The 18,525-nt window shown below is 56.6% G+C and carries 18 protein-coding genes; 11 read left to right on the forward strand and 7 right to left on the reverse strand.

What is annotated here, in order from left to right; genetic code table 11:
* Nucleotides 1-3: 3 nt before the first annotated feature.
* Nucleotides 4-522, forward strand: a complete 519-nt coding sequence (locus ACTJKV_RS05130) for a virion core protein, T7 gp14 family (protein WP_274103047.1) — start codon at nt 4-6, stop codon at nt 520-522.
* A 44-nt stretch (nt 523-566) separates the two neighbouring features.
* Here the strand turns inward: ACTJKV_RS05130 and ACTJKV_RS05135 are convergent, their stop codons facing one another.
* From ACTJKV_RS05135 to ACTJKV_RS05160, 6 genes are all read right to left on the reverse strand, one after another.
* Nucleotides 567-1,112, reverse strand: a complete 546-nt coding sequence (locus ACTJKV_RS05135; protein ID WP_274103049.1) for a hypothetical protein — start codon at nt 1,110-1,112, stop codon at nt 567-569.
* Between the two features lie 119 nt (nt 1,113-1,231).
* Nucleotides 1,232-1,837, reverse strand: a complete 606-nt coding sequence (locus tag ACTJKV_RS05140; protein WP_274103051.1) for a hypothetical protein — start codon at nt 1,835-1,837, stop codon at nt 1,232-1,234.
* Nucleotides 1,838-2,106: 269 nt separating this feature from the next.
* Nucleotides 2,107-2,748 carry a hypothetical protein gene (locus tag ACTJKV_RS05145; protein ID WP_440598515.1) on the reverse strand — a complete coding sequence of 214 codons (642 nt, stop codon included), beginning with the start codon at nt 2,746-2,748 and terminating at the stop codon, nt 2,107-2,109.
* Between the two features lie 93 nt (nt 2,749-2,841).
* Nucleotides 2,842-3,648, reverse strand: a complete 807-nt coding sequence (locus ACTJKV_RS05150) for a hypothetical protein (protein WP_274103054.1) — start codon at nt 3,646-3,648, stop codon at nt 2,842-2,844.
* A 5-nt stretch (nt 3,649-3,653) separates the two neighbouring features.
* A complete protein-coding gene (locus ACTJKV_RS05155) occupies nt 3,654-4,385 on the reverse strand; it encodes a hypothetical protein (RefSeq protein WP_274103055.1) in 732 nt (243 codons plus the stop codon).
* Nucleotides 4,386-4,553: 168 nt separating this feature from the next.
* A complete protein-coding gene (locus tag ACTJKV_RS05160) occupies nt 4,554-4,901 on the reverse strand; it encodes a hypothetical protein (protein ID WP_274103057.1) in 348 nt (115 codons plus the stop codon).
* Nucleotides 4,902-5,000: 99 nt separating this feature from the next.
* Between ACTJKV_RS05160 and ACTJKV_RS05165 the strand changes: the two genes are divergently transcribed.
* The gene (locus ACTJKV_RS05165; RefSeq protein WP_274103058.1) at nt 5,001-7,004 is read left to right on the forward strand and encodes a hypothetical protein; all 2,004 of its coding nucleotides are present in this window, start codon (nt 5,001-5,003) and stop codon (nt 7,002-7,004) included.
* Nucleotides 7,005-7,192: 188 nt separating this feature from the next.
* On the opposite strand, the gene ACTJKV_RS05170 is transcribed toward ACTJKV_RS05165, so the two are convergent.
* On the reverse strand, nt 7,193-7,342 hold the full coding sequence (locus ACTJKV_RS05170; RefSeq protein ID WP_162723035.1) for a hypothetical protein: 150 nt from the start codon (nt 7,340-7,342) through the stop codon (nt 7,193-7,195).
* A 50-nt stretch (nt 7,343-7,392) separates the two neighbouring features.
* Here ACTJKV_RS05170 and ACTJKV_RS05175 point away from each other — a divergent pair, with 50 nt between their 5' ends.
* The 9 genes from ACTJKV_RS05175 (at nt 7,393) to ACTJKV_RS05215 (ending at nt 18,493) form a co-directional block, all read left to right on the forward strand.
* Nucleotides 7,393-9,666: a hypothetical protein gene (locus tag ACTJKV_RS05175; protein WP_274103059.1), complete on the forward strand. Its 2,274-nt coding sequence runs from the start codon at nt 7,393-7,395 to the stop codon at nt 9,664-9,666.
* Between the two features lie 17 nt (nt 9,667-9,683).
* A complete protein-coding gene (locus ACTJKV_RS05180) occupies nt 9,684-11,165 on the forward strand; it encodes a hypothetical protein (RefSeq protein WP_274103061.1) in 1,482 nt (493 codons plus the stop codon).
* Nucleotides 11,155-13,335, forward strand: a complete 2,181-nt coding sequence (locus ACTJKV_RS05185; protein WP_274103062.1) for a hypothetical protein — start codon at nt 11,155-11,157, stop codon at nt 13,333-13,335. The genes ACTJKV_RS05180 and ACTJKV_RS05185 overlap by 11 nt, the downstream gene beginning before the upstream one ends.
* A 424-nt stretch (nt 13,336-13,759) precedes the next feature.
* Complete coding sequence (locus ACTJKV_RS05190; RefSeq protein ID WP_274103063.1) at nt 13,760-15,457, forward strand: hypothetical protein; 1,698 nt, start codon at nt 13,760-13,762, stop codon at nt 15,455-15,457.
* Nucleotides 15,454-15,924, forward strand: a complete 471-nt coding sequence (locus tag ACTJKV_RS05195) for a hypothetical protein (protein WP_274103064.1) — start codon at nt 15,454-15,456, stop codon at nt 15,922-15,924. Before ACTJKV_RS05190 ends, ACTJKV_RS05195 begins: the two co-directional genes overlap by 4 nt.
* Nucleotides 15,925-15,945: 21 nt before the next feature.
* Complete coding sequence (locus tag ACTJKV_RS05200) at nt 15,946-16,365, forward strand: hypothetical protein (RefSeq protein WP_274103065.1); 420 nt, start codon at nt 15,946-15,948, stop codon at nt 16,363-16,365.
* Between the two features lie 171 nt (nt 16,366-16,536).
* Entirely contained in the window at nt 16,537-17,346 is an 810-nt protein-coding gene (locus ACTJKV_RS05205; RefSeq protein ID WP_274103066.1) for a phage head spike fiber domain-containing protein, read from the forward strand.
* 181 nt (nt 17,347-17,527) lie between these two features.
* Nucleotides 17,528-18,325, forward strand: a complete 798-nt coding sequence (locus tag ACTJKV_RS05210; RefSeq protein WP_274103067.1) for a hypothetical protein — start codon at nt 17,528-17,530, stop codon at nt 18,323-18,325.
* On the forward strand, nt 18,326-18,493 hold the full coding sequence (locus ACTJKV_RS05215) for a hypothetical protein (protein WP_274103068.1): 168 nt from the start codon (nt 18,326-18,328) through the stop codon (nt 18,491-18,493).
* Nucleotides 18,494-18,525: the final 32 nt, after the last annotated feature.

Consider the following 18,525-nt stretch of genomic DNA (forward strand, 5'->3'; position numbering starts at 1 on the left):
GGCATGTGTGATTTTGGTCTGATCCTTGGCGCCGCCTCGACCGTGATTGGTGCGGCCGGCGCAAAACAGGAGGCGGAGGCAAGTGCCGCCGCATCCGAATATAACGCGAAAGTCACGGACATGAATGTGCGGCTTTCCGAGAGGCGGGCGCGTGACGCACTGGACCGCGGCAAGCTGGAAGAGCAGAAGAAGCGCCAGGAGACCGCGCAGATTACCGGCCAGCAAAGGGCAGCCATGGCCGCCAATGGCGTGGACCTGACATTCGGCTCTCCGCTTGATCTGTTGGTCGATACCGCAACGCTTGGCGAGATCGACGCGCTGACCATTCGCCGCAACGCCGCAAACGAGGCCTATGACTTCGACGTGGCGGCGGCCAATGGCCGGGCGGAGGCCAGCCTTGCGCGGGCGAATGCCAAGAACACCCGCAAGGGCGGCAACCTGAAAGCGCTCGGCACGCTGCTGACCGGAGCGAGCAAGACGTTTGGCGATAGTCCATTGTTCAAGGCGAAATCGGGGACGTGATGAGCGCCCATTGTTGGTCGGGGCTTTTCGAAGCCCTTCAGCCGTCAAGGCGTCTTGGCGAAGGGGTCTTGCTGCTTTGCATCTTCGGCGCTGTTGCGGAGCATTTTTTCAGTCTCGTCCTGGCAGGCGCGCATTTGTGAGAAGGCCGTCTTCGCTCCGTCGAGCCGAAGGTCCGCAACCTCCTTTCCGTCATAGGTCACAAGCAATTGGCTGCTCGTTTCAAACTGGGCCATGAGCTTCGCCATTTTTGTGACGATGCTCAATCCGTGCGATGAGCTTGAGCCAGTTGCTTCTAGCTCCAAGGCTTTCTTGGAATCAAAGGAAAGATGGAGCGCATAGGCCTTGTCGTCTTTCAGGGACTTCCACTTGTCGTTTCTGAGAAGGACGTAAAATCCGGCGTTGCCAGGAAGCATAGCGAAACCGACGTGCAGGATCGTGCGGTCTTCATAAAGGCGCGACACGTAGCAGCCGAAGCCGAGATCTGGCTCAACATTGACCGACCACTTGCCAAAGGTTCCCCACTCGACCGGATCGGCGTAGGCGCTGAACGGCATGCAGGAAAGGCAAGCGGCGAGGAGGGTGTGTTTCAAGAGCCTGTCCATGTCGTTTGCCTGATCATGCTGGATGGTTATTGTGCCGGATGCGGTTGTGACGGCTCTGTTCGACCATCGCTCTTATCGACTGCACATCGACGCTACTGCTATCTCAATCACGGTTTGAAGGGGTCGTCCGAGGCTTGCGTGGAAGATTTCCTGGCGAAGGGATCGGACGTGTCGGGCTCCATTCTGGAGATTTTGAAGAATTCGTCGGTCGTCTTCTGACAGGCATCCATTTCTTCTATAGCCTCTTCGACGCCACTTAGGGAAAGGTGGGCTATCTCCTTCTTCTCATAGAACATCTTGACGATTTTGCTGGACTTGAACCCGTCGAGAAAGTCCTGCAAACTCGATTTCATCATAAGTCTACGGTTGGATCCTTGAACGTAGGCTGTAGTCTCTACATCCCAGTTTATGCCCTCATCGAATTCGAAGTTGACGGAATAGACTTTCTTGTGGACCAGCGATTTCCATTTTTCATTCCCAACAGAGAGAAAAAAGCCTGGCTTTCCCTTTTTGAAATAGCGCCAAAACATCAGTTCATGACCGGTTTCAAACACAGACATGACGACACAAGTATTGTCGAGGTTCGGTTGCATCTGAACCCTCCAAGTGCCGAATTTGCCCCAAAGGACCGGGTCTTTTATCTCCGGTGCGTTCTGCGCGGCGGCGGCGAAAGGCATGCAGGCCAGGAGGAGGGCGGCGATTGCCTGTTTCATGTGAAGGCCTGCTTTATGTTGGCTATCGGCAAGGTGGTGAGACTTGCGCATTTGTGCATGAGTCGAAATGCGTGTCGAGTGGTTTTGCCTTGGAAACGGGGTGCGCCCGATGGGTTGCAGAGAGGATACTTTCGTCCGTTAGATCAATGTCCATCGGGCTAATTGGCCGGTCAGATTGTGTTGAGGCCAGCGTCGAGGGGCTGACCTCCCGACCCCGGGGTCGTCCGCAGGTGCATCAGACCTCGACATAAGGGCAAAGACAGCAAGTGTTACAATTTTTGGGGATCGTCTGATGGTTCTACGGAGGGGTCCTTGGCGAAGGGATCGGCTTCCTGTGACTTTGGTTTTCGGGCTTTCAAAATCTCGTCAGTCTTTTTCTGGCAGGCGTTCATCTCGGCTATCGCCTTGGCGACGCCTCTCAAAGAGAGGTTAGCGATCTGTCTGCCGTCGTAGAAGAGCGTGGCGGTGTCGCTAGTCTGGAAGTGTTCGAGGAACATCTCATTATCTGTGGCGATCAAGAGACTGCGGTTGAAATCATCCTCCACTGTTGCCGATGCGTTCGTCTTCCAGATTCCATAATCGCCAAGCTGAACTTCCAAGGCATATCTCTCATCATCCTTCAGAGATTTCCATCTTGGGTTATTGACGGACAAGTATAGTCCAGAGCCGTCCTTTTGACGAAAGCGTCCAAATCGCATTACGACGCCCTCACCGTAAATGTGGGCCACGTAACAAGCATTTCCGCGAGTAGGGTCCATAAAGACGTGCCAGCCACCGAAGGTGCCCCAGACGGTGGAGTCTTTCGGGGGCGCGTCCTCTGCGACAGCAACAAATGGCGCGAGGACGACAAGAAAAGCGGCAATTGTCTGTTTCATGCGGGACTTGTTGATCAGAACCAGGTTGAAGGTCATTCATTTGCACACGGGTTGAAATGTCTGTCCAGGCGTTTCGCCGTGTCGGTGAGATCGTGCTCGGTGCACCGCCGCTATTGACGCTAAGCTGGTTCATGGTTTGGGCGCGAATGGGTCATCCGTTGCGCTTGTTGCCGGCGGCTTGGCAAAAGGATCCTCCGTGGTGCTCTCCGCTGGCGTCTTGGCGAATGGATCATCCGGTGTCGCAGTCTCTGGCGTCTTGGCGAATGGATCACCAAACTCTTCCGGCGAGCTTTTAAGGTCTTCCGTAACCATTGCCAAGCAGTCAAGCATTGCAGAAATCGCCTCGGCAGCGCGATCGAACTTCAATGCAATGGCCGCTCCGCTTACGGGTTTGACGTGAAGCACCTTATTCTTTGCGAACTCTTCGAAAAGTTGAGTATCCTGCGGCACCACAATAAATAGCATCTGGCTATCGTCCATGAAATCGGCTTTCGCCTTTATAGGCGCCGATGAACCGAACTGAAGACGCACATCGAGGTTCTTGCTGGGTTTAAGTACAGTCCATTTGTTGTGTGTCACCGAGAAGTAAACGCCTCGCGCTTCTGCCAGGGGTAAGACGCCGAGGGTGATGGAGGCGTCTGTGCCAAACGACCTGTACATCGAGCAACCGTGCGTCGCTCGACGATCATTGAAAACGGACCATTCGCCGACCTGTCCCCACAATTCGGTCTCTGCACGTGTGGTGGTTGGCAAGCATGCGAGGAATGCGAGTGCAATGGCCGTTTGTGCGGTCCCGAGCAAAACCGCTTTCCCAGACAATATCGATTGAAAAATCACTGGTTTCTCATTGGTGGCGGCATTTGTCTGCCTAGTCTGCGTTGCTTCTATCATCGAGTTCGAAAGCTGCCGCTTGTCCTCAGCGGTGGCGCAGTCCATCGCCGTTACAGCTCGCGCGGATGGTCCACTGCTCCGACAGGAGATTTTTTGGCGAAAGGTTCAGCCTCTTCAGGCTTCGGGTTTAGTTTCTTCAAAACCTCGTCGGTCTTCTTCTGGCAGGCGTTCATCTCGCTCACGGCCTTGGTGACGCCCTTGAGCGACAGGTTGATGATTTCCTTGTCATCATAGTAAACTTTGGCTGTGTCGCTTGTCTCGAACTCTTCGAGGAACTTTTCATCTGCACCGGAGACCAAGAGCGAGCGTGTTACATCGTCGTCCTCCACGACTCCCATAGCGCTTGCGGACCAAGGATCATTATCCCCAAACTGAAGGTCGATGAGATACTCTTGCCCATGCTTGAGCGACTTCCACTTTGGATTGTTGACCGAAAAATACAGGCCGGAGTTGCCCTGCTTGCTGTAGCGCCCAAACCGAAGCACGACGTCCGCGTCGTACACACGACCCAAATAACAAGCATTGCCGGCGGTCGTATCGACACGAACGCCCCATTCACCGAATGTGCCCCACAGGATGGTATCCTTCGAGAAGGCGTCCTCTGCTGAAGCTGCAAAAGGCATGCAGGCCAGAAGAAGGGCGGCGATTGCCAGTTTCATGAGCGGGCCTGCTGTTCGAATGCGATATTGGTTTGAGACCTGGATATTTGCGCAGGAGTTGAAAAGGCTGTCGAGTCGTTTCTTCGAGCCAAACGTGCGTCGCGATCTTTCAGATTCGCTCATACGCTTTAGATCTTTGTCTTGTCGCATGTCGTTATCGCAAAACCGGTGACCACTTTTGCGCGACATGCTTAGGCGTGTGTTCTCACAGGTGAGGACGCGCAGACCTGCCGCGGGTGAGGGCTAGGCCATTGGCTGCAGCCTGCTCTGACAAAATAACGAGATTAGATGTTACCAGGCGTTCTTCGGGGCGCCTTTTTTATGGAGTGAGCCATGGCTGAGGTTCCGGTCAGACAATATTTTCGCCAGGCTGCCGTGCCTGTTTATCAGGGCAGCGTTGCCCCGCGGCCAATCCTCCAACAGCCACTGACGGTGAAGGCCTCGGAGAATGATTTTGGTGCGCAGGTGGGTAGGGGCATGCAGTCTCTTGGCGAAGGACTTGGCAAAATGGCCGAGGCTGCCAGCAAGCTGCGCGACCTTCAGGCCGACACGACCGCCAAGGACAGCAAGACTGCCTTCGAGCGGGCAAAGCTTGCGCTGGAGCATGGCGAAAACGGTTATCTCAACACGAGTGGCCAAAGCGCTGTCGAAGGCTATCCCGGCTATGAAGAGGCGCTTGCCAAGCTTCAAAAGACCTTTGAGCCGAAAGATCCGCTGGCGGCGGGAAGATATGAGGCGATGGTCGCTCCTGTGGTGACGACCGGCCTGGAAGCTGCCATCAAGCACAGGGCGCAGGGACAGAAGGAGTGGGTGGGCAAGGCCGCTGAAGGCAGGCTTTCTCTTGCCAAGGACCAGGCGATCGCCGGGTACAACAAGCCTGAGCAGATCAATTCCGCCGTGGCGTCCGGCGTCAACGAAATTTACAGTCTCGGTAAGCTGAACGGCTGGACGCCGGAGGTAATCGTGGCCAAGTCCATGGACTTCGTGACGGGACTTCACACCGGGGTCGCCATGACGATGGCTGGAAAGCCTGGTGGCGCGACCGCGGCAATGGAGTATCTGAAGGCCAACAGTGCCCAGGTGGACCCGAAGGCGCGGGCGGACCTGGAGAACAAGATCAGGCCCTTGGCAATCGACGAGAAGGGCAAACAGATTGCCCTAGAGATCGTTTCGGAGAAACGGACAACCGCCGGTGCGACTGATGATGTTGTGACGGGCGCTGTGGATAAGGCTTCGCCCGGAAAGGCTGCGACTGGTTCCGGGAAGAATGGTGGCACGCGAGACGACCCCGGTCAGAATCTAACCGCTGATGCCGGAACGGATAGGGATAGCAGCAACCCTCCAGAGGGTGGGGACGCGAGGGCTCAGTCCGGCCAGACATCCGCAAATGGCGTGAACCGTGCGGCGGAGGAAGAACCGCAACGCGGAGGACCAACGCGGGCGAAAGCGTTTCTCGTTTCAATCTCGGCAAAGCCCGATCGACCCGGGGACGCGCTTCCGCTTGACAACGAATTTGCCAAAAATGCCCAGGCTTTTATCGAAGATGCGCCAGAGGACATTCGCAAGAGACTGGGGGTGAGTTTTGTAGACCCGACATCACGCGCCTCTGTTGCCTTAGCGTCTTCCGCTTCCAGTGGGCGCAGCATTCAGTTGACCTATGAGGGGAGGCCGCTGGATCAGGCTCCGGCTCCTGTTCTCGACTGGCTTCACGACAATGCCGAACAATATGGTCTGCGGTTTCCCTATGAGACCGATCCATCCTCCACCGCGCCGGAGGCGTTCGGACGTGGTGGCAGCACTCTTGTTGCGGCGCGCGACGGGGTTGCAGCGCGGAGCAACATGCTGTCCGAGGCAGAGGCAGTGAAACGCATCAATCAAATTGCAGATGAAGAGGTCAGAGCATCCACGAAAAGGCATTTTTCTAATGAAGTAAATGTGATTTCGAACGCAGAGATCGAGAAATCCAGATCGGCAAAGATGGAGGTTCTTCAGGCTGTTATGAATGGGAGGCCGGTTTCAGACGTAGCGCTGGACGTCCAGATTGCAGCCGGTCCTGACACGGTCAATGCCGCCAAGGAACTGGAGGCGAAGAGCCTTGAGGCTAAGTCCAAGCTCGATCTCTACTATGAACTTTCAATGAAGAGCGCCGTCGAGCCGCATCAATTCCTAAAGGTGGATCTGACGGTGCCGGAGATCGTCAACAATCTTTCCCGTGAGCACTGGAAGAATTTGCACGACAAGCAGATGTCGGTGCTTAACCGGGAGATAACCGATGAACGCGATGGCACCTTTTATAAGCAGGCGTTTTCAGAAGCGAGTCTAACGCTAAAAGCTGCGGGAATAAGAGACGCGAGCAAGATCGTCCGCTTTAATGCGAGGTTCCAGCATGAAATCGATCAATGGGTGAAGCGAAAGGGTGAATACCCGACCTTTGCCGAGAGACAAACGATGATCAACATGCTCACCATGGAAGTGACCTACGTCGAGAAGAGATCTTGGCTCTCCCCCATGAAATTGATCGACGATGATGAGGACCAAGTGGGTAAGGGCTTCATGTTCGATAATGATTTACGGCCAGAAGGATCTGAGGTCAGGGTGGTTGCTAAATACGAAAGAATAGGCATCGAGGATCGAAAGCGGATCTACAAGGCTCTTATGAGAAAGTACGGGAGAGCGCCAACTCCAGGCGAGATCGACAAACAGTATCGGGATGAAGCAATGGAACAAGTTGGCACCGATTGAACTTGTCCGCCCTCTGTGTCTTGCGGCCCTTGGAGTCGGGTACCTGATTTCGCGTCGTTGCGAGAGCACTCGTCACACTCAGCGCAGGATTGGTGATAATCTTTGGCTAAGCCGTGCATCATCTTCATGCTCGAGAGCCGAGGCGAGATAACCGAGCACTCGCGCTAAGTCGGCTCAACAAGCGCAAACTAGTTGATCTTTCCTGCGACAACGAATGCTTGGAAAAGCGCGCAGGTGATGACCGCAGCAAGCGCACCTTTCCACGGATCATTTGAACGGCGCCGGATGAAATAGACGATCGCACCAACGATTGCGCCAACTGCGAATGTGGCGAGCACGGCTCCAAACCATCCTCCTAGAAACCGCCCTGGGCTCTGGGAAAATCTAGATGGATCCCAATCAAGCGGCGCCGTCATCAGCTTGGTTACGACCGCCGCGCAGAGTGCTGCAAAAAACATCTTTTTCAAGCGAGATACCCATGTCCCCAGAAGAATATCGACAACGAGGGCGTGAAGAGCCCGACCCCTCTGTGCGCTATATAGCCTTTCGGCTCGCACAGCTTCAAGGCGGTCTTGATTACATGCACGCCCCAGGACGTAAAATACCTGACATATTGGCGCCACCCCGATCCGTTGTCGAGTTACAGCGAAATCTTGAGATTCAGGAGCTGTCCCAGCAGCAAAACGAGTCAATTCTACAGCAGAATCCGCTACTGTGTACATGGGTTGAAACCCCTGAAAATGCGTATCTCGCAAAAGACGATCTGAGGGCACTTTCATGGTGGGAGCAATTTTCACGCGGCAACGTGTCGGGAAACGTGCTCGAATTTTTTAAGGCGGTGCCGGGTGCTGTGGTTTCAGAATCAGGTATTGCCGCAGAGGGTGTCGGACAGCTGATGGCCCAATCTGATCCCTCTCCAATTGTGGATCGCATAGCTAGAGCCGGATCTGCATCCCCCGAAGAACGGGCGCAGTTGCGATACGACATTTCGCATCAGGGGCGAATCAACCCGGCTTTTGGCCATAATATTCTTTCAGAGGTAGAATCCGGCAGCATGTCAGAGGCGGATGTGCGAAAGATCTTTGAGCCTACTCTGGCCAAGGGTTTGCAGGATGCTGGCAAGAGCATGCAGGACTACGGCGATAAGATGCTTCCTGCCACGCCAGGCTTCGAGAATAGCTTCGGGCGAACACTTGGAAAACAGGTGGGTTCCACCTTGCCTGCCGCTGCCATTACCGTCGTCAACCCTACTGCGGGAATAATGTTTCAGGCGGCGGTGAATGCTGGGAAAAGCACTGTAAACGCGCGGATGGCTAAAGCGAATGAACATACCCAAACGAATGCCGCATTTGCAGGCCTCGGAGCAACTGCGTTCGATATTTTTCCGGGCGGCAAAGTCGTTAGAATGTTTTCCGGTGGCCCCACTCTCCGTGGACAACTTCGCGATGTTGCCGTGGAGGCAGGAATTGGTGGGTCTAAGGAGGCCGGCAAAGAGTTCGCTCAGAACTACATTGCACAAAAACTGTACGCCCCGAATAAGGAGTTGTCCTCGGGCGTAGGGCAGGCCTTCCTCATGGGCTTCTCGGAGGGCTTAGTCACGCTGGGAACAAAAAAAGCCTACGGTGGAACTCTGGGAAAGACCGGCGAAAGCGGAAAGCAATCTCAGCAAGCCGAGTTAACTCAGCGCTCTATAGCTGAAATCTCTGAGCAGGCCACGTCTTCCAATGTCCGTTCCAATGACCCCGACGCGTTCAGAGATTACGTCAACAAGGCTACTAAAGGTACGCCGATAGAGACGATCTATATTCGTGGCGACAAGTTCAACGAGATTGTCCGCAGGTTTGGCGATGACCCGAATAAGGTGATCGAGAGTCTTCCCGGTATGGACAAGGCTGAGTTTAGCTTGGCATTGTCAAGCAATGGGGACATCAAACTTCCAGTCGGAACGTACGCTGCAAGCCTGGCTGGGAGTAAGTACGATGTCTCGTTGCGCTCACATATGCGTTTCGACCTCAACGGTAAGACACCTGCCGAAGGTCAAGAGTTTATGGCGAACGAGAGCAAGTTGACTGCCCAGGCAAAAAGTGACGCAGAGACTGCGGGGGCAGTTCAGGAGAAAAACCAAACCATTGCGAACCAAGAGCGTCAGCAGGACGCTCAGCGTCTGCAGGCTTCTGGTGTCTCTCCGGAGCAGGCGCAGTATGGTGCTGTGGCGCTGGATGCAACGCGCGGGGTTAGATCTGCCAAAAATGGTCAGACAAGGGAAGACTATTCCAAGGATAATCCCCCTAACAATGCTTCCTTAGTCGGTGAAGGACAAATTTCTGCTTTGAACGGGGTTCCGGGAAAAGCCGCCGGTGCTCCTTCCAACCGGCAAGATGGTCTTAACGCGCAGACGGCTGCGGCTCCTGCCCATAGTGAGAATGACCACAGCAATCGGCAAAGCACGCAAGCACCGTCTGCGCCAATCCCCCCATCCACGGCTGCAGCTAGTATGCCTATGGAGCGTTTCAAAAGGGTGCTGCAGTCATCCACCGCACCTGCCGGCCGGCTGGAATCGCCTAGTCCTTCACCTGAGATTTTCAACAGGCAAGGTCCCGCAGTTCCGACAGAGACGCCTTGGTCAGACCGTCGAAAAACGCTGAACCGTAACGGACGATAAATCCAAGGAGGGATTCGATGGATACTGTTGAACCCGATAAAAACCCATCCCTCATTCGGCTTTTTGAAAGTGCTGAGCTTGCCGCCTTTCTTCGCGGGACGAGCCGGTATTTTCTGGAAACGCTTCCTGAAATTGGCCGGACGGACGCCGATGTGCAGGAGATGGGTGAGACCCTGCGCGACTGGGGGCGGGAGGTTTCTGGTGCTGACGAAAGTGCGATCCACGCGCAGTTTGCCCAGGCCTTCGAGATGTATCTGCTGGAGGGTGAGGCGCCTTCGGTGGCTCTTCGCACTGTTTTCGAGCATTTCGCCGAGTGGCTTCTGCATGTCTATGGAGCATTGCGCGATCTTGATTTGACGCTTTCTCCTGACATTCGCGACGTGCTTTTGCGGATGCTGGCAACACATGCGGCAATCGAAGAGGCGCGCGACGACATGTCTGCGGGCATGCTGTTTACGGGCGGGAAGACGGCGGGGCTTTCCGCGGATGAGCACCGGCGCTTGCGTCGGCTTCATGAAGCGGCGGATGATGAGGCGCATCAAAAACTGCGGCGTCAGGTGATGAAGCCGATCTTTCTCGCGCGCCAGGGTTGGTATCGCAAGGAGCGCGAGACGGTGAAGGCGATATCGACGCGGAGCTTGCAGGCCGTGCCGATCTATCAGGCCATTCAGACATTGCGCTTCGGCACCGATTTCGATGACAAGCCGGTGGGGCGGATCAAGCTCGACCGGGATATTCTGGAGCGGGACTTTGGTTTGAAGCCTCTTTCTTCCAAGCCGGATGGAGGTGAGGACGAGCTGGACCATGCCCATGCCTTTGCCGGACGTGAGGGCATTCACCCCGACATTGCCGCCGGCATGTATGGGTTTGATAGTGGCCGGACGTTTCTGCAGGCGCTGGTGCGGGCGCGTCCTATCGAACTTGCCATCGAGCTTCTGACCGAGCGGACGATGGTTGAGCGTCATGGCGATCTTTTGCTGGATGGCCAGTTGGAAGAAGAGGCGCTGAAGGCGCTGCATGGGGACAAGCGGCGCGCGTTTCTGCTGGCGGAGCTGAATGCGCTGAGCCAGCTTTCGGGCGGCGAAGTGACGACGCGTTACGAGTTGGAGGGCAATGTCCACCGGCTGTTCAGCGCGCTGAAAGTGTCCAGCGCGACGGATTCCGACCGCCACCTTGCGGCCGAGCGCAAGGGCGCCGCCGAGGCGGCGGAGGCCTTTGCCAAGGATGATCTGAGCCAAGCGGCGGAGGCGAAACGGCGACAGCTGATGGCGTGCCATTTCTATATGGCGGCCTCTGCCAAGGCAGACGAGCTTGAGGCGCTGATCGACCGCATGGCGACCTTGGATGCGATGGATGACGAGCGGGCGGGCGGCGCTGAGGCGGATCATAGCCAAGCCGTGCGTGCGCTTGCCGCAAAATTTGGCCTGGCGAGCAAACCTGTCCGGTTCGACTTGGATGGCTGGCTTGAGCAAATGAAGGAGGACGATCTTGTCCTATGACGTGCTTTCACAGGCGACGGAGGTTTACGCCAACGCCGATGAAAAGGTGTTTGGCGATCTGACCGTTTCGGAATTCGCTGCCGTTCACGATGCGATCGACAATGTCACGGAGGTTGGCCGGAGCGCAAGGAGCATCGAGATCGATGGCGAGCGGCATGATCTGGACACTGTTCTTGGCTCGGTTTTGGCGGCTATGGCGGAGCGCAGCGAGGGCCAGAACGCGGATCTGCGAGGCAGGCTGAAGGCGCTTGGAGTGGGGGCCGTGACGCCACTTTCCGTTGAGGCGGCCCAGCGGCCGGTTGAGCTCTGGGCACAGGATATGGATGGGGGCGAGGCGGGGCTCTGTTCGCGTTTCATCGTCGAGCCGGTGCGGCAGGCGTTTGAGCGCTACAAGCAAGACAGGGCTGCTCATCTCCGCGCGCTTCACGCCATTATCGAGCAGCGCCAGGCCGAACTTCTGGGGCCGGCGATCGGCGCCCCGGAGCTTGGATATACATTTGAGAACAAGGGGCAGCTGTTTCATGCGCTTTTGCACACCGGCAATGACAGCAATAAACGCAAGCTTCTAGCCGGGCGTGGCTGGCAGGCCGGATGGGAGCGCTTTCTTGCAAGGATGTGGCGCGAAGGCATTTTGGCCAAAGCGGACTATGATGCGGCGCAGGCCATCTGGGATGTGATGGAGAGGCTGAAGCGCCCAGGGCAGGAGGCGCACCGCAAGATCTGCGGCTTCTCTTTCAGGGAGGTGGTGCCTGCCGCCCTCAAGACGCCGTTCGGCACCTATGCCGGCGGTTTCGTGCCGGCGGTGTTCGAACAAGGAGCTGGTGTGGATAATGGCGGGCGGAACCCGGCGGAGATGTTTCCGACCATTGCTCCTGCCTTTACCCGACAGGGTGAGGCGAAAGACGCGCGGCCGCTGGACCTGGAGTGTTCGATGCTTGCGGCGCATATGGATCAACTCTTGAGATTCATCCATCTCGAACCCGTGGTGCAGCAGATTGGGCGGATCGTGAACAGGCCGGAAATTCTGGTGGTACTGGAAGAGATCTCGCCCGATATGATCGACACGATGATAGCGCCTTGGCTGCGCATGGTTCGCCAGCCGGTGGCTGAGGTGCAGCCAACAACGGCAGAGGGGCGGGCGTTGTCTCATGGGGTGCGGGCAATCCGTGGGCTTGCGGGGGTTCGCAGCATGATGCTCGATATCGTCAGCGCGACCGCCGCGGCATGCTCCCACTCTTCCATGCTGGGCGACGTGTCGTCCGGCCGTCTGGAGGCGGCGCTGCTTCGCTTCGGTAGAAAGGGTGAGGGCGCAGCCATGCGAGACGAGGCGGCGCGGTTGTCTTCCGTGATGCAAGCGCGGATGACGCGTGGCAGCCGGGAGATGGAGAGACGTGTTCAGGATGCGATCCTCAAGCCGAGTGATCGCGGCTTAATCAGCGAGAAGGCCGGCATCTACGGCGACATTTTGCTGCGGGGGACGCGGAGTGCCCTTGAGCTTGTTCTCTGGCATGCCGCCTATGACGAGACAATCGAGCAAGGCTTGGCGCAGGAAAAGGCTGTGGCGGCGGCGGACGGTCTCGTTATCCACGGTATGGAAAGCCCTTTCGCGACAGAGACCGGGACTGCTTTCGCCCGCCTGTTCACGCTGTTCTACAGCTATTTCAATGGCCAAGCCAAAATCTCGGGTGGAGATCTTCAGCCCATCATGCAGAGCTTCGGATACATGGGCGCACCGCGCCTGTTTGCCATCTATCTGGCAGGGATTGCTCTTCCGGCGGTTCTGGCAAGGGTGATTATCGAGGCTGGGAAAGGCGGGTTGGCGGGGGATGGAAGCGCGCCCGGGGAACTGGCCGGGTTTTTTCTGGGCGACCAGGCTGAGGGAGGCGCGGGGATGGCGCCGGTTTCGGACCAAGCCTTCGACGCTTTCCTGAAAAACTGGAATGACGCCTCCCGAAGCAACCGCAGCTTGAAAAGCGTTGACGCCACGGAGGGTGACGGATTGGCGGCGCTTGCTATGGTGCTCGGTATCTCCCGCGATCGCCTGGCCAAGGTAGCAGGGTTCGGTGATACGGAAGACTTTGATCCGATCCTTGCGCTTGACGAGGCCTCGCCTGTGTCGGGTGGTGGGGCACCACGAAGTGAGCCAGTTCAACTTCAGGCGCCGCTCTAAGAGCAATGTCGATAGAGTTGTGCGTGCTCGCGGGAACCACGCCCAAACTTGAATTTGCGTATCGTGCTTTATGCGAAAATCGATACCGATTTTCGAGCCGATGCTGTTGCGGATAATCCGCCGCAAGTGGTTGCCTCGGTATGACTAGAGCCATCAATCCCAACGTCCGAAATGATGGCGGAGATCCGGTATTCCCTACGCCGCGGCGATATTGGGCGGATCATTTCGATTTTATGCCCACACAGCCCACACTGACAAGCGCCTTCAGGGCGCTTTTTCTATGGAGTGAACAATGACGGTTTCAAGCGAAGTCAGCGTCGCCGGGCCATTCTATGGCAACGGCACGACGACGACTTTTCCCTATAGTTTCAAGATACTCGATGCCAAGCACATCCGCGCCGTGCTGATTTCGGCGTCCGGCGACGTGTCCGATCTCTCTCTCGACAATGGCGATTATAGTGTCACCGGCGTCGGCAGCGAGACCGGCGGCGACGTCATCAAGACGACACCGCTTCTTGCCGGTCAGACGCTGACGCTCGTTCGGCGGTTGCCGCTGACGCAGGAGACGTCGCTGGAAAACCAGGGAGCCTATTATCCAGAGGTGGTGGAGCGCCGCCTAGACCAAATGGTGATGCAGATCCAATCGGTGAAAGAGACGACGGAGCGATCGCTGACCGTTGAGCCTGGGCAGGAAAAACCCTCCATGACGCAGATTGCGGCTGCGCAGGGTTATTCGCAGGCTGCGAGGACAAGCCGTGATGAGGCAGGCCAGTTTGCCGAATATTCCGCAGATAGTGCGTCGGATGCTTTGGGCTCCGCGACGCTGGCTGGCCGATGGGCCAATGCGCCGGAAGATCAGGAAGTTGTGCCTTCTCCAGGTCTTTTCTCAGCTTTTCATTGGTACCGTAAGACCTTTGCGATCTGGAATTCCGTGATTGCTGGATGGTCCGGCGCGGTGCATGAAGCGCCCTTGAAAGCCTTGCCCTCTCTCGCTGACGAATTCGGTTTTGCCGATAGCGGCGACAGCTGGAAGATTAAGAAGCAAACTTTTGCTAAGCTGCAGGAAGTCTTCGGCGTGCCGATCGGCGCCACGATAATGGTGCAGGGTAACGGCAATACGCCGCCGCCTGGCTTCCTTCTGCACAACGGCGCGCCCTGCACGTCCGCTTATCCTCAACTTCGCGCGTTCCTTCTCGCCAACGGCGCGGCCGTCAACGGCAATGGCGACCCAATCATTGAAGATATGGGCGGATATTTCCCGCGTGGCTGGCGGTCTGGGCAGGTGGTGGATAGCGGGCGTTCGTCTGGCTCTACACAGGCGCAATCTACACAGGACCTCTATGCAGCGATCGATCCGACGCAATCGCGCGTCAGATTTAAAGTGATTTCGCCCGTCCCAGCATGGGAGGGGACCAGAGCAGACGATGACAATGGGACGGCGATCACAGCCGTGTATACGACGGGTGTTCCTATCCTGCCAATGAGGACCGGTGAAACCCGACCGATCAACAAAACCTTCACCTATTGGATAAAGGCTTATGCCGCAGACCTGATACCAGGCACGGCCGATCTCGCGGCGTTGCTGAACAATATTCAGGTATTACAAAACTCTGTGAGTTCGTTCGGTTTGAAGAAGGGCGCTAAGGTTTCTATCTCGGTCGGGAATTCTCTTCTTTACACCGGTATCCCTTCGGGGGTTAGCAGGATCACCTTCAACGTTCGTGGGGTGACATTTGGGAGCCCGCAAGGAACGCCACGGATACGCGTTGGAACCCCTGCCGGGGCACTGACTAGCGGTTATTCTGGTGGTTATATGGTAATCGCTCAACAAACCGGTTATGCGGCGTTGCCGACAGATGGCACAGCCATCGATATGAATGCGTCTAACAGCGCTATGGCAGTCCTCAACGGGCAAATAACATTCACGCAAGTGCCCGGTACCAGTGAGTGGCTTTACACGGGACAGTTCTACGCAACTCCAGGAGGATACCACTTTGGCATGTGGCAATCAGGTTCAATTGTCATGCCCGGCGATTTTGATCGCATTCAGCTTACAACGATACAGGGAACATCTCCAATGACCGCCGGGACTGTCTGGGCGGAATGGGAGACAGCGACATGATGCAAACAGTGTTCAACGCTTTAAATGGCGAAAACCACGAAGAAGAGTGGACGCCGGAGCCCTCAAGCGAAAGCCTTGCGGATCTCAAAGCGAGGCTGAAAGCCAGCATTGATGACACGGCCGAGGCGGAGCGGCGGAAGTACATCACACAAGGAGCCGGTCAGGCAATGACCTACATGCGAAAGGCGGACGAGGCTTCCCGCTATATCGCGGCTACCAATCCAGATGCTTCAGGCTATCCGCTTTTATCCGCAGAGGTGGGCATCACAGCGCCGACGATGCAGGAGGTTGCCCAAGTAGTTCATGCGGCCTACTCGCAATGGCAGATTATCAGCGCTGCTATCGAAGCCGCAAGACTGGCCACGAAGGCAGCGATCGAATCCTCTGAAACTATTGAAGAAGCGCAAGCGGCTGCAAACGCCTTGTCTTGGCCGTCTCCCGGTCAGAAATTTCCTCAACATTCTTAATCGAAGAAGAAAGGTCACATCATGAGCCTTAACAAGAAATTCGACACCGTCGTTTACCAGGGCGCCGGCGGCGAAGAAGCAGGTGCGCCGGTTGTTGTTTCCGTAACGCTTGATTCCTCCGGCAACCCCGCCGCGCCGCTGCCCTCTGGCCGTGCGTCAGCTTCAAACGGCGTCCCTGTGACGCTCAGCCTAGAAGACAAGGACGCTCTCGACAAAGCAAGTACCGGCTACACCGCCGCAGGCGCTTACGTCGACAACACCGCTCGTGCAGCCGGGAGAGCGTTCCTTGCCAACATTACGACGTCCGGCACGGCGACGCTCACGGTCGGTGGCACGACTATGCAACTGAATTTCATCGCTGGGCCACCGGTTATCTTGCCGCTTGCCGTCACGAAAACGGTTCTGGGCACGGCTGTCGGCACGTTCTTCGCGCTATCATAACGGGCATTTGCGATGGCTGGAGAAGTTACCACAAACTCTCTCGCGCGAGGTCGGGGTATCGTTTCGTTACCGCCCGCGTGGGTGCCTGTTGGTTCAGCCGGATATCGAGATTTTCAGCAGAACCGCGCTTACATGTCTGGGGGCGTCCTCTCGTCGAGCTTGGAGGGACTGGTGGCGTCACGCGCCAGCGCCGGGTTTGATTTAGACATGTTGGCGGTCTTTGCGCCTAATCAGCCTCGCAGGAATGGCGCAGGGTTGCTGGTCGAGCCATCCGGCTCAAACAGGCTGCTCAGGTCTACCGATCTCACTCAGGCCTGGAACAAGAGCAACACGCTTATTGGCGAGACGCAAGACGATGGAACGCAACTCGTTACTGAAGGCGTGGGCTCTTCTGAAGTCCTTCAAACCGTCACTGGCGTCACGGCCGGAGCCGCATTCCTTTTCAGCGTGGTTCTAAAACGAGGGAACCACAACTGGTGCCGAATACGAATTGACGAAGGCGGCGGTGGCGAGTTCGGAAATTGCTGGGCCAATCTGGCAACGGGCACGGTCGGAACCCTCAGCACATCGGGAGGCGGCTGGATGGTGTTCCCGGGAATGATACCGCTAAGCGGTGGGCGGTTCGTTTTCTTCGGCGGATATCTTCCCAATGGTTCAACCACAACGCGCCGAGTGAGGATCTCATCCGCTGCTGGCGATGGCAGCCTGACCTCCGTTGATAACGCGACACGGTTTCAGGGTTTTCATCAGTTGGAGCCGCCAAGTTCGTTGCCACGATCTCATGCTGTGACTGCGGGAAGTGCTGTCACACGGGCTGCTGACGTGATTACCGATACTGTCCCTGCCGTGGCATCTCAATGCACGCTGACCTACAGCAACGGTTCAACTGCCTTACTCACAGACCTGACGCCGGGTGGAAGTCTACAACTGCCGCCCAACCCACTTCGGACCACCCTCCTCTCAATGGATTTCCGCCCATGAACATCACTCATCAAACAAGGAAAGTATTCTAATGGCAGGGGAAATCACGTCGCGTTCGTTGGCTCTCGGCCGGGGAATTGTCGCTGCTTTGGTGCAGCCCGTGCTGGTTTGGCTTCTAGCGACCGGTGCATGGAACGATGCTGGTGCTTGGGACGACACAGCATCATGGAAGGATAGCTAAATGGGTCTTTCATTGATTTCAAACGAGGACAAGGGCGCGAGCATCCGAGAGAAGCTTAATCGTCTCCTCGCGATGTTTACAGAAAACCGATACGCCACCGATACCGTCCCTGGCGCGACCGACGATAGCGCAGCCGGTTTCGAGGTCGGATCCAAGTGGTTCAACCAGTCCACAGGCATCGAGTATATTTGCCGCGACGCGACTGCCGCAGTTGCTTCTTGGGTGCGCCAGGATAATGCCGATTTCTTCGGCTATATCTCGGGCAACTATTATCAGGGTCTCAACACACTCGTCTCTGCCGGCGCTGCTGTCGTCGGCGGGCAAATCAAGTTTCATCCGATCGTCATCAAAGAGCGGGTGACGATCTCTGAACTCGCGGTTCGCGTAACCACTGCCGAAAGCGGCAAAGCCTTTCAGCTTGCGATCTATGCCGCTGACCCTGCCACCAAACTGCCTTCGGGCAATGGTCTTGGCGCTACGGCAAGCATGTCGGCGGGAACGACTGGCGCAATGAGCGCCGCAATCGTCGGCGGGAACCTGACGCTCAATCCGGGGCTCTATTGGGTCGGGATAAACGGCGACACCACAACAGCCATCTTTCAGGCCTTCGGTTCCAACTCAACCTTCATCGCTGCCCTGATTGGCGGCACAGCGTCACAGGTGGCATCCGGAACGGCCTCTTCGGTTTCGTTCCTGGGCAATACGCAAACTTTCGGTACGTGGCCCGATCTCACAGGCCAAGGCTTCAGCAGAGGCAACAATAGCGGTTACGCGGGCATTTTCTTCAAGGTGGCATAAATGGAAGACGTCGAGCTTTACTTGCAGTACGACGCCCAAGGCAACATTACGGTTTCCGTGGTGTATCCTCAGGGAAACGTAAACACGCTTTACGTTCCGCATGATGTCCCGCCGATCGAGCGTGACGATCGCATCAATGCCTTCAGGGCAGAGCAGCAGGCGCTGTAAGACGCCTCGTGACGTTTCGCCTGTAGCGGCAT

Source organism: Agrobacterium sp. 22117, assembly GCF_052045735.1.
Lineage (GTDB): Bacteria > Pseudomonadota > Alphaproteobacteria > Rhizobiales > Rhizobiaceae > Agrobacterium > Agrobacterium cavarae.

Bases quoted from the DNA above. Each gene is read 5' to 3' on its own strand.
- ACTJKV_RS05150 (WP_274103054.1), bottom strand. From the start codon at position 3,648: ATGGACTGCGCCACCGCTGAGGACAAGCGGCAGCTTTCGAACTCGATG.
- ACTJKV_RS05210 (WP_274103067.1), top strand. From the start codon at position 17,528: ATGGGTCTTTCATTGATTTCAAACGAGGACAAGGGCGCGAGCATCCGA.
- ACTJKV_RS05165 (WP_274103058.1), top strand. From the start codon at position 5,001: ATGGTCGCTCCTGTGGTGACGACCGGCCTGGAAGCTGCCATCAAGCAC.
- ACTJKV_RS05180 (WP_274103061.1), top strand. From the start codon at position 9,684: ATGGATACTGTTGAACCCGATAAAAACCCATCCCTCATTCGGCTTTTT.
- ACTJKV_RS05145 (WP_440598515.1), bottom strand. From the start codon at position 2,748: ATGACCTTCAACCTGGTTCTGATCAACAAGTCCCGCATGAAACAGACA.
- ACTJKV_RS05215 (WP_274103068.1), top strand. From the start codon at position 18,326: ATGGAAGACGTCGAGCTTTACTTGCAGTACGACGCCCAAGGCAACATT.
- ACTJKV_RS05130 (WP_274103047.1), top strand. From the start codon at position 4: ATGTGTGATTTTGGTCTGATCCTTGGCGCCGCCTCGACCGTGATTGGT.
- ACTJKV_RS05195 (WP_274103064.1), top strand. From the start codon at position 15,454: ATGATGCAAACAGTGTTCAACGCTTTAAATGGCGAAAACCACGAAGAA.
- ACTJKV_RS05155 (WP_274103055.1), bottom strand. From the start codon at position 4,385: ATGAGCGAATCTGAAAGATCGCGACGCACGTTTGGCTCGAAGAAACGA.
- ACTJKV_RS05140 (WP_274103051.1), bottom strand. From the start codon at position 1,837: ATGAAACAGGCAATCGCCGCCCTCCTCCTGGCCTGCATGCCTTTCGCC.
- ACTJKV_RS05200 (WP_274103065.1), top strand. From the start codon at position 15,946: ATGAGCCTTAACAAGAAATTCGACACCGTCGTTTACCAGGGCGCCGGC.
- ACTJKV_RS05175 (WP_274103059.1), top strand. From the start codon at position 7,393: ATGGATCCCAATCAAGCGGCGCCGTCATCAGCTTGGTTACGACCGCCG.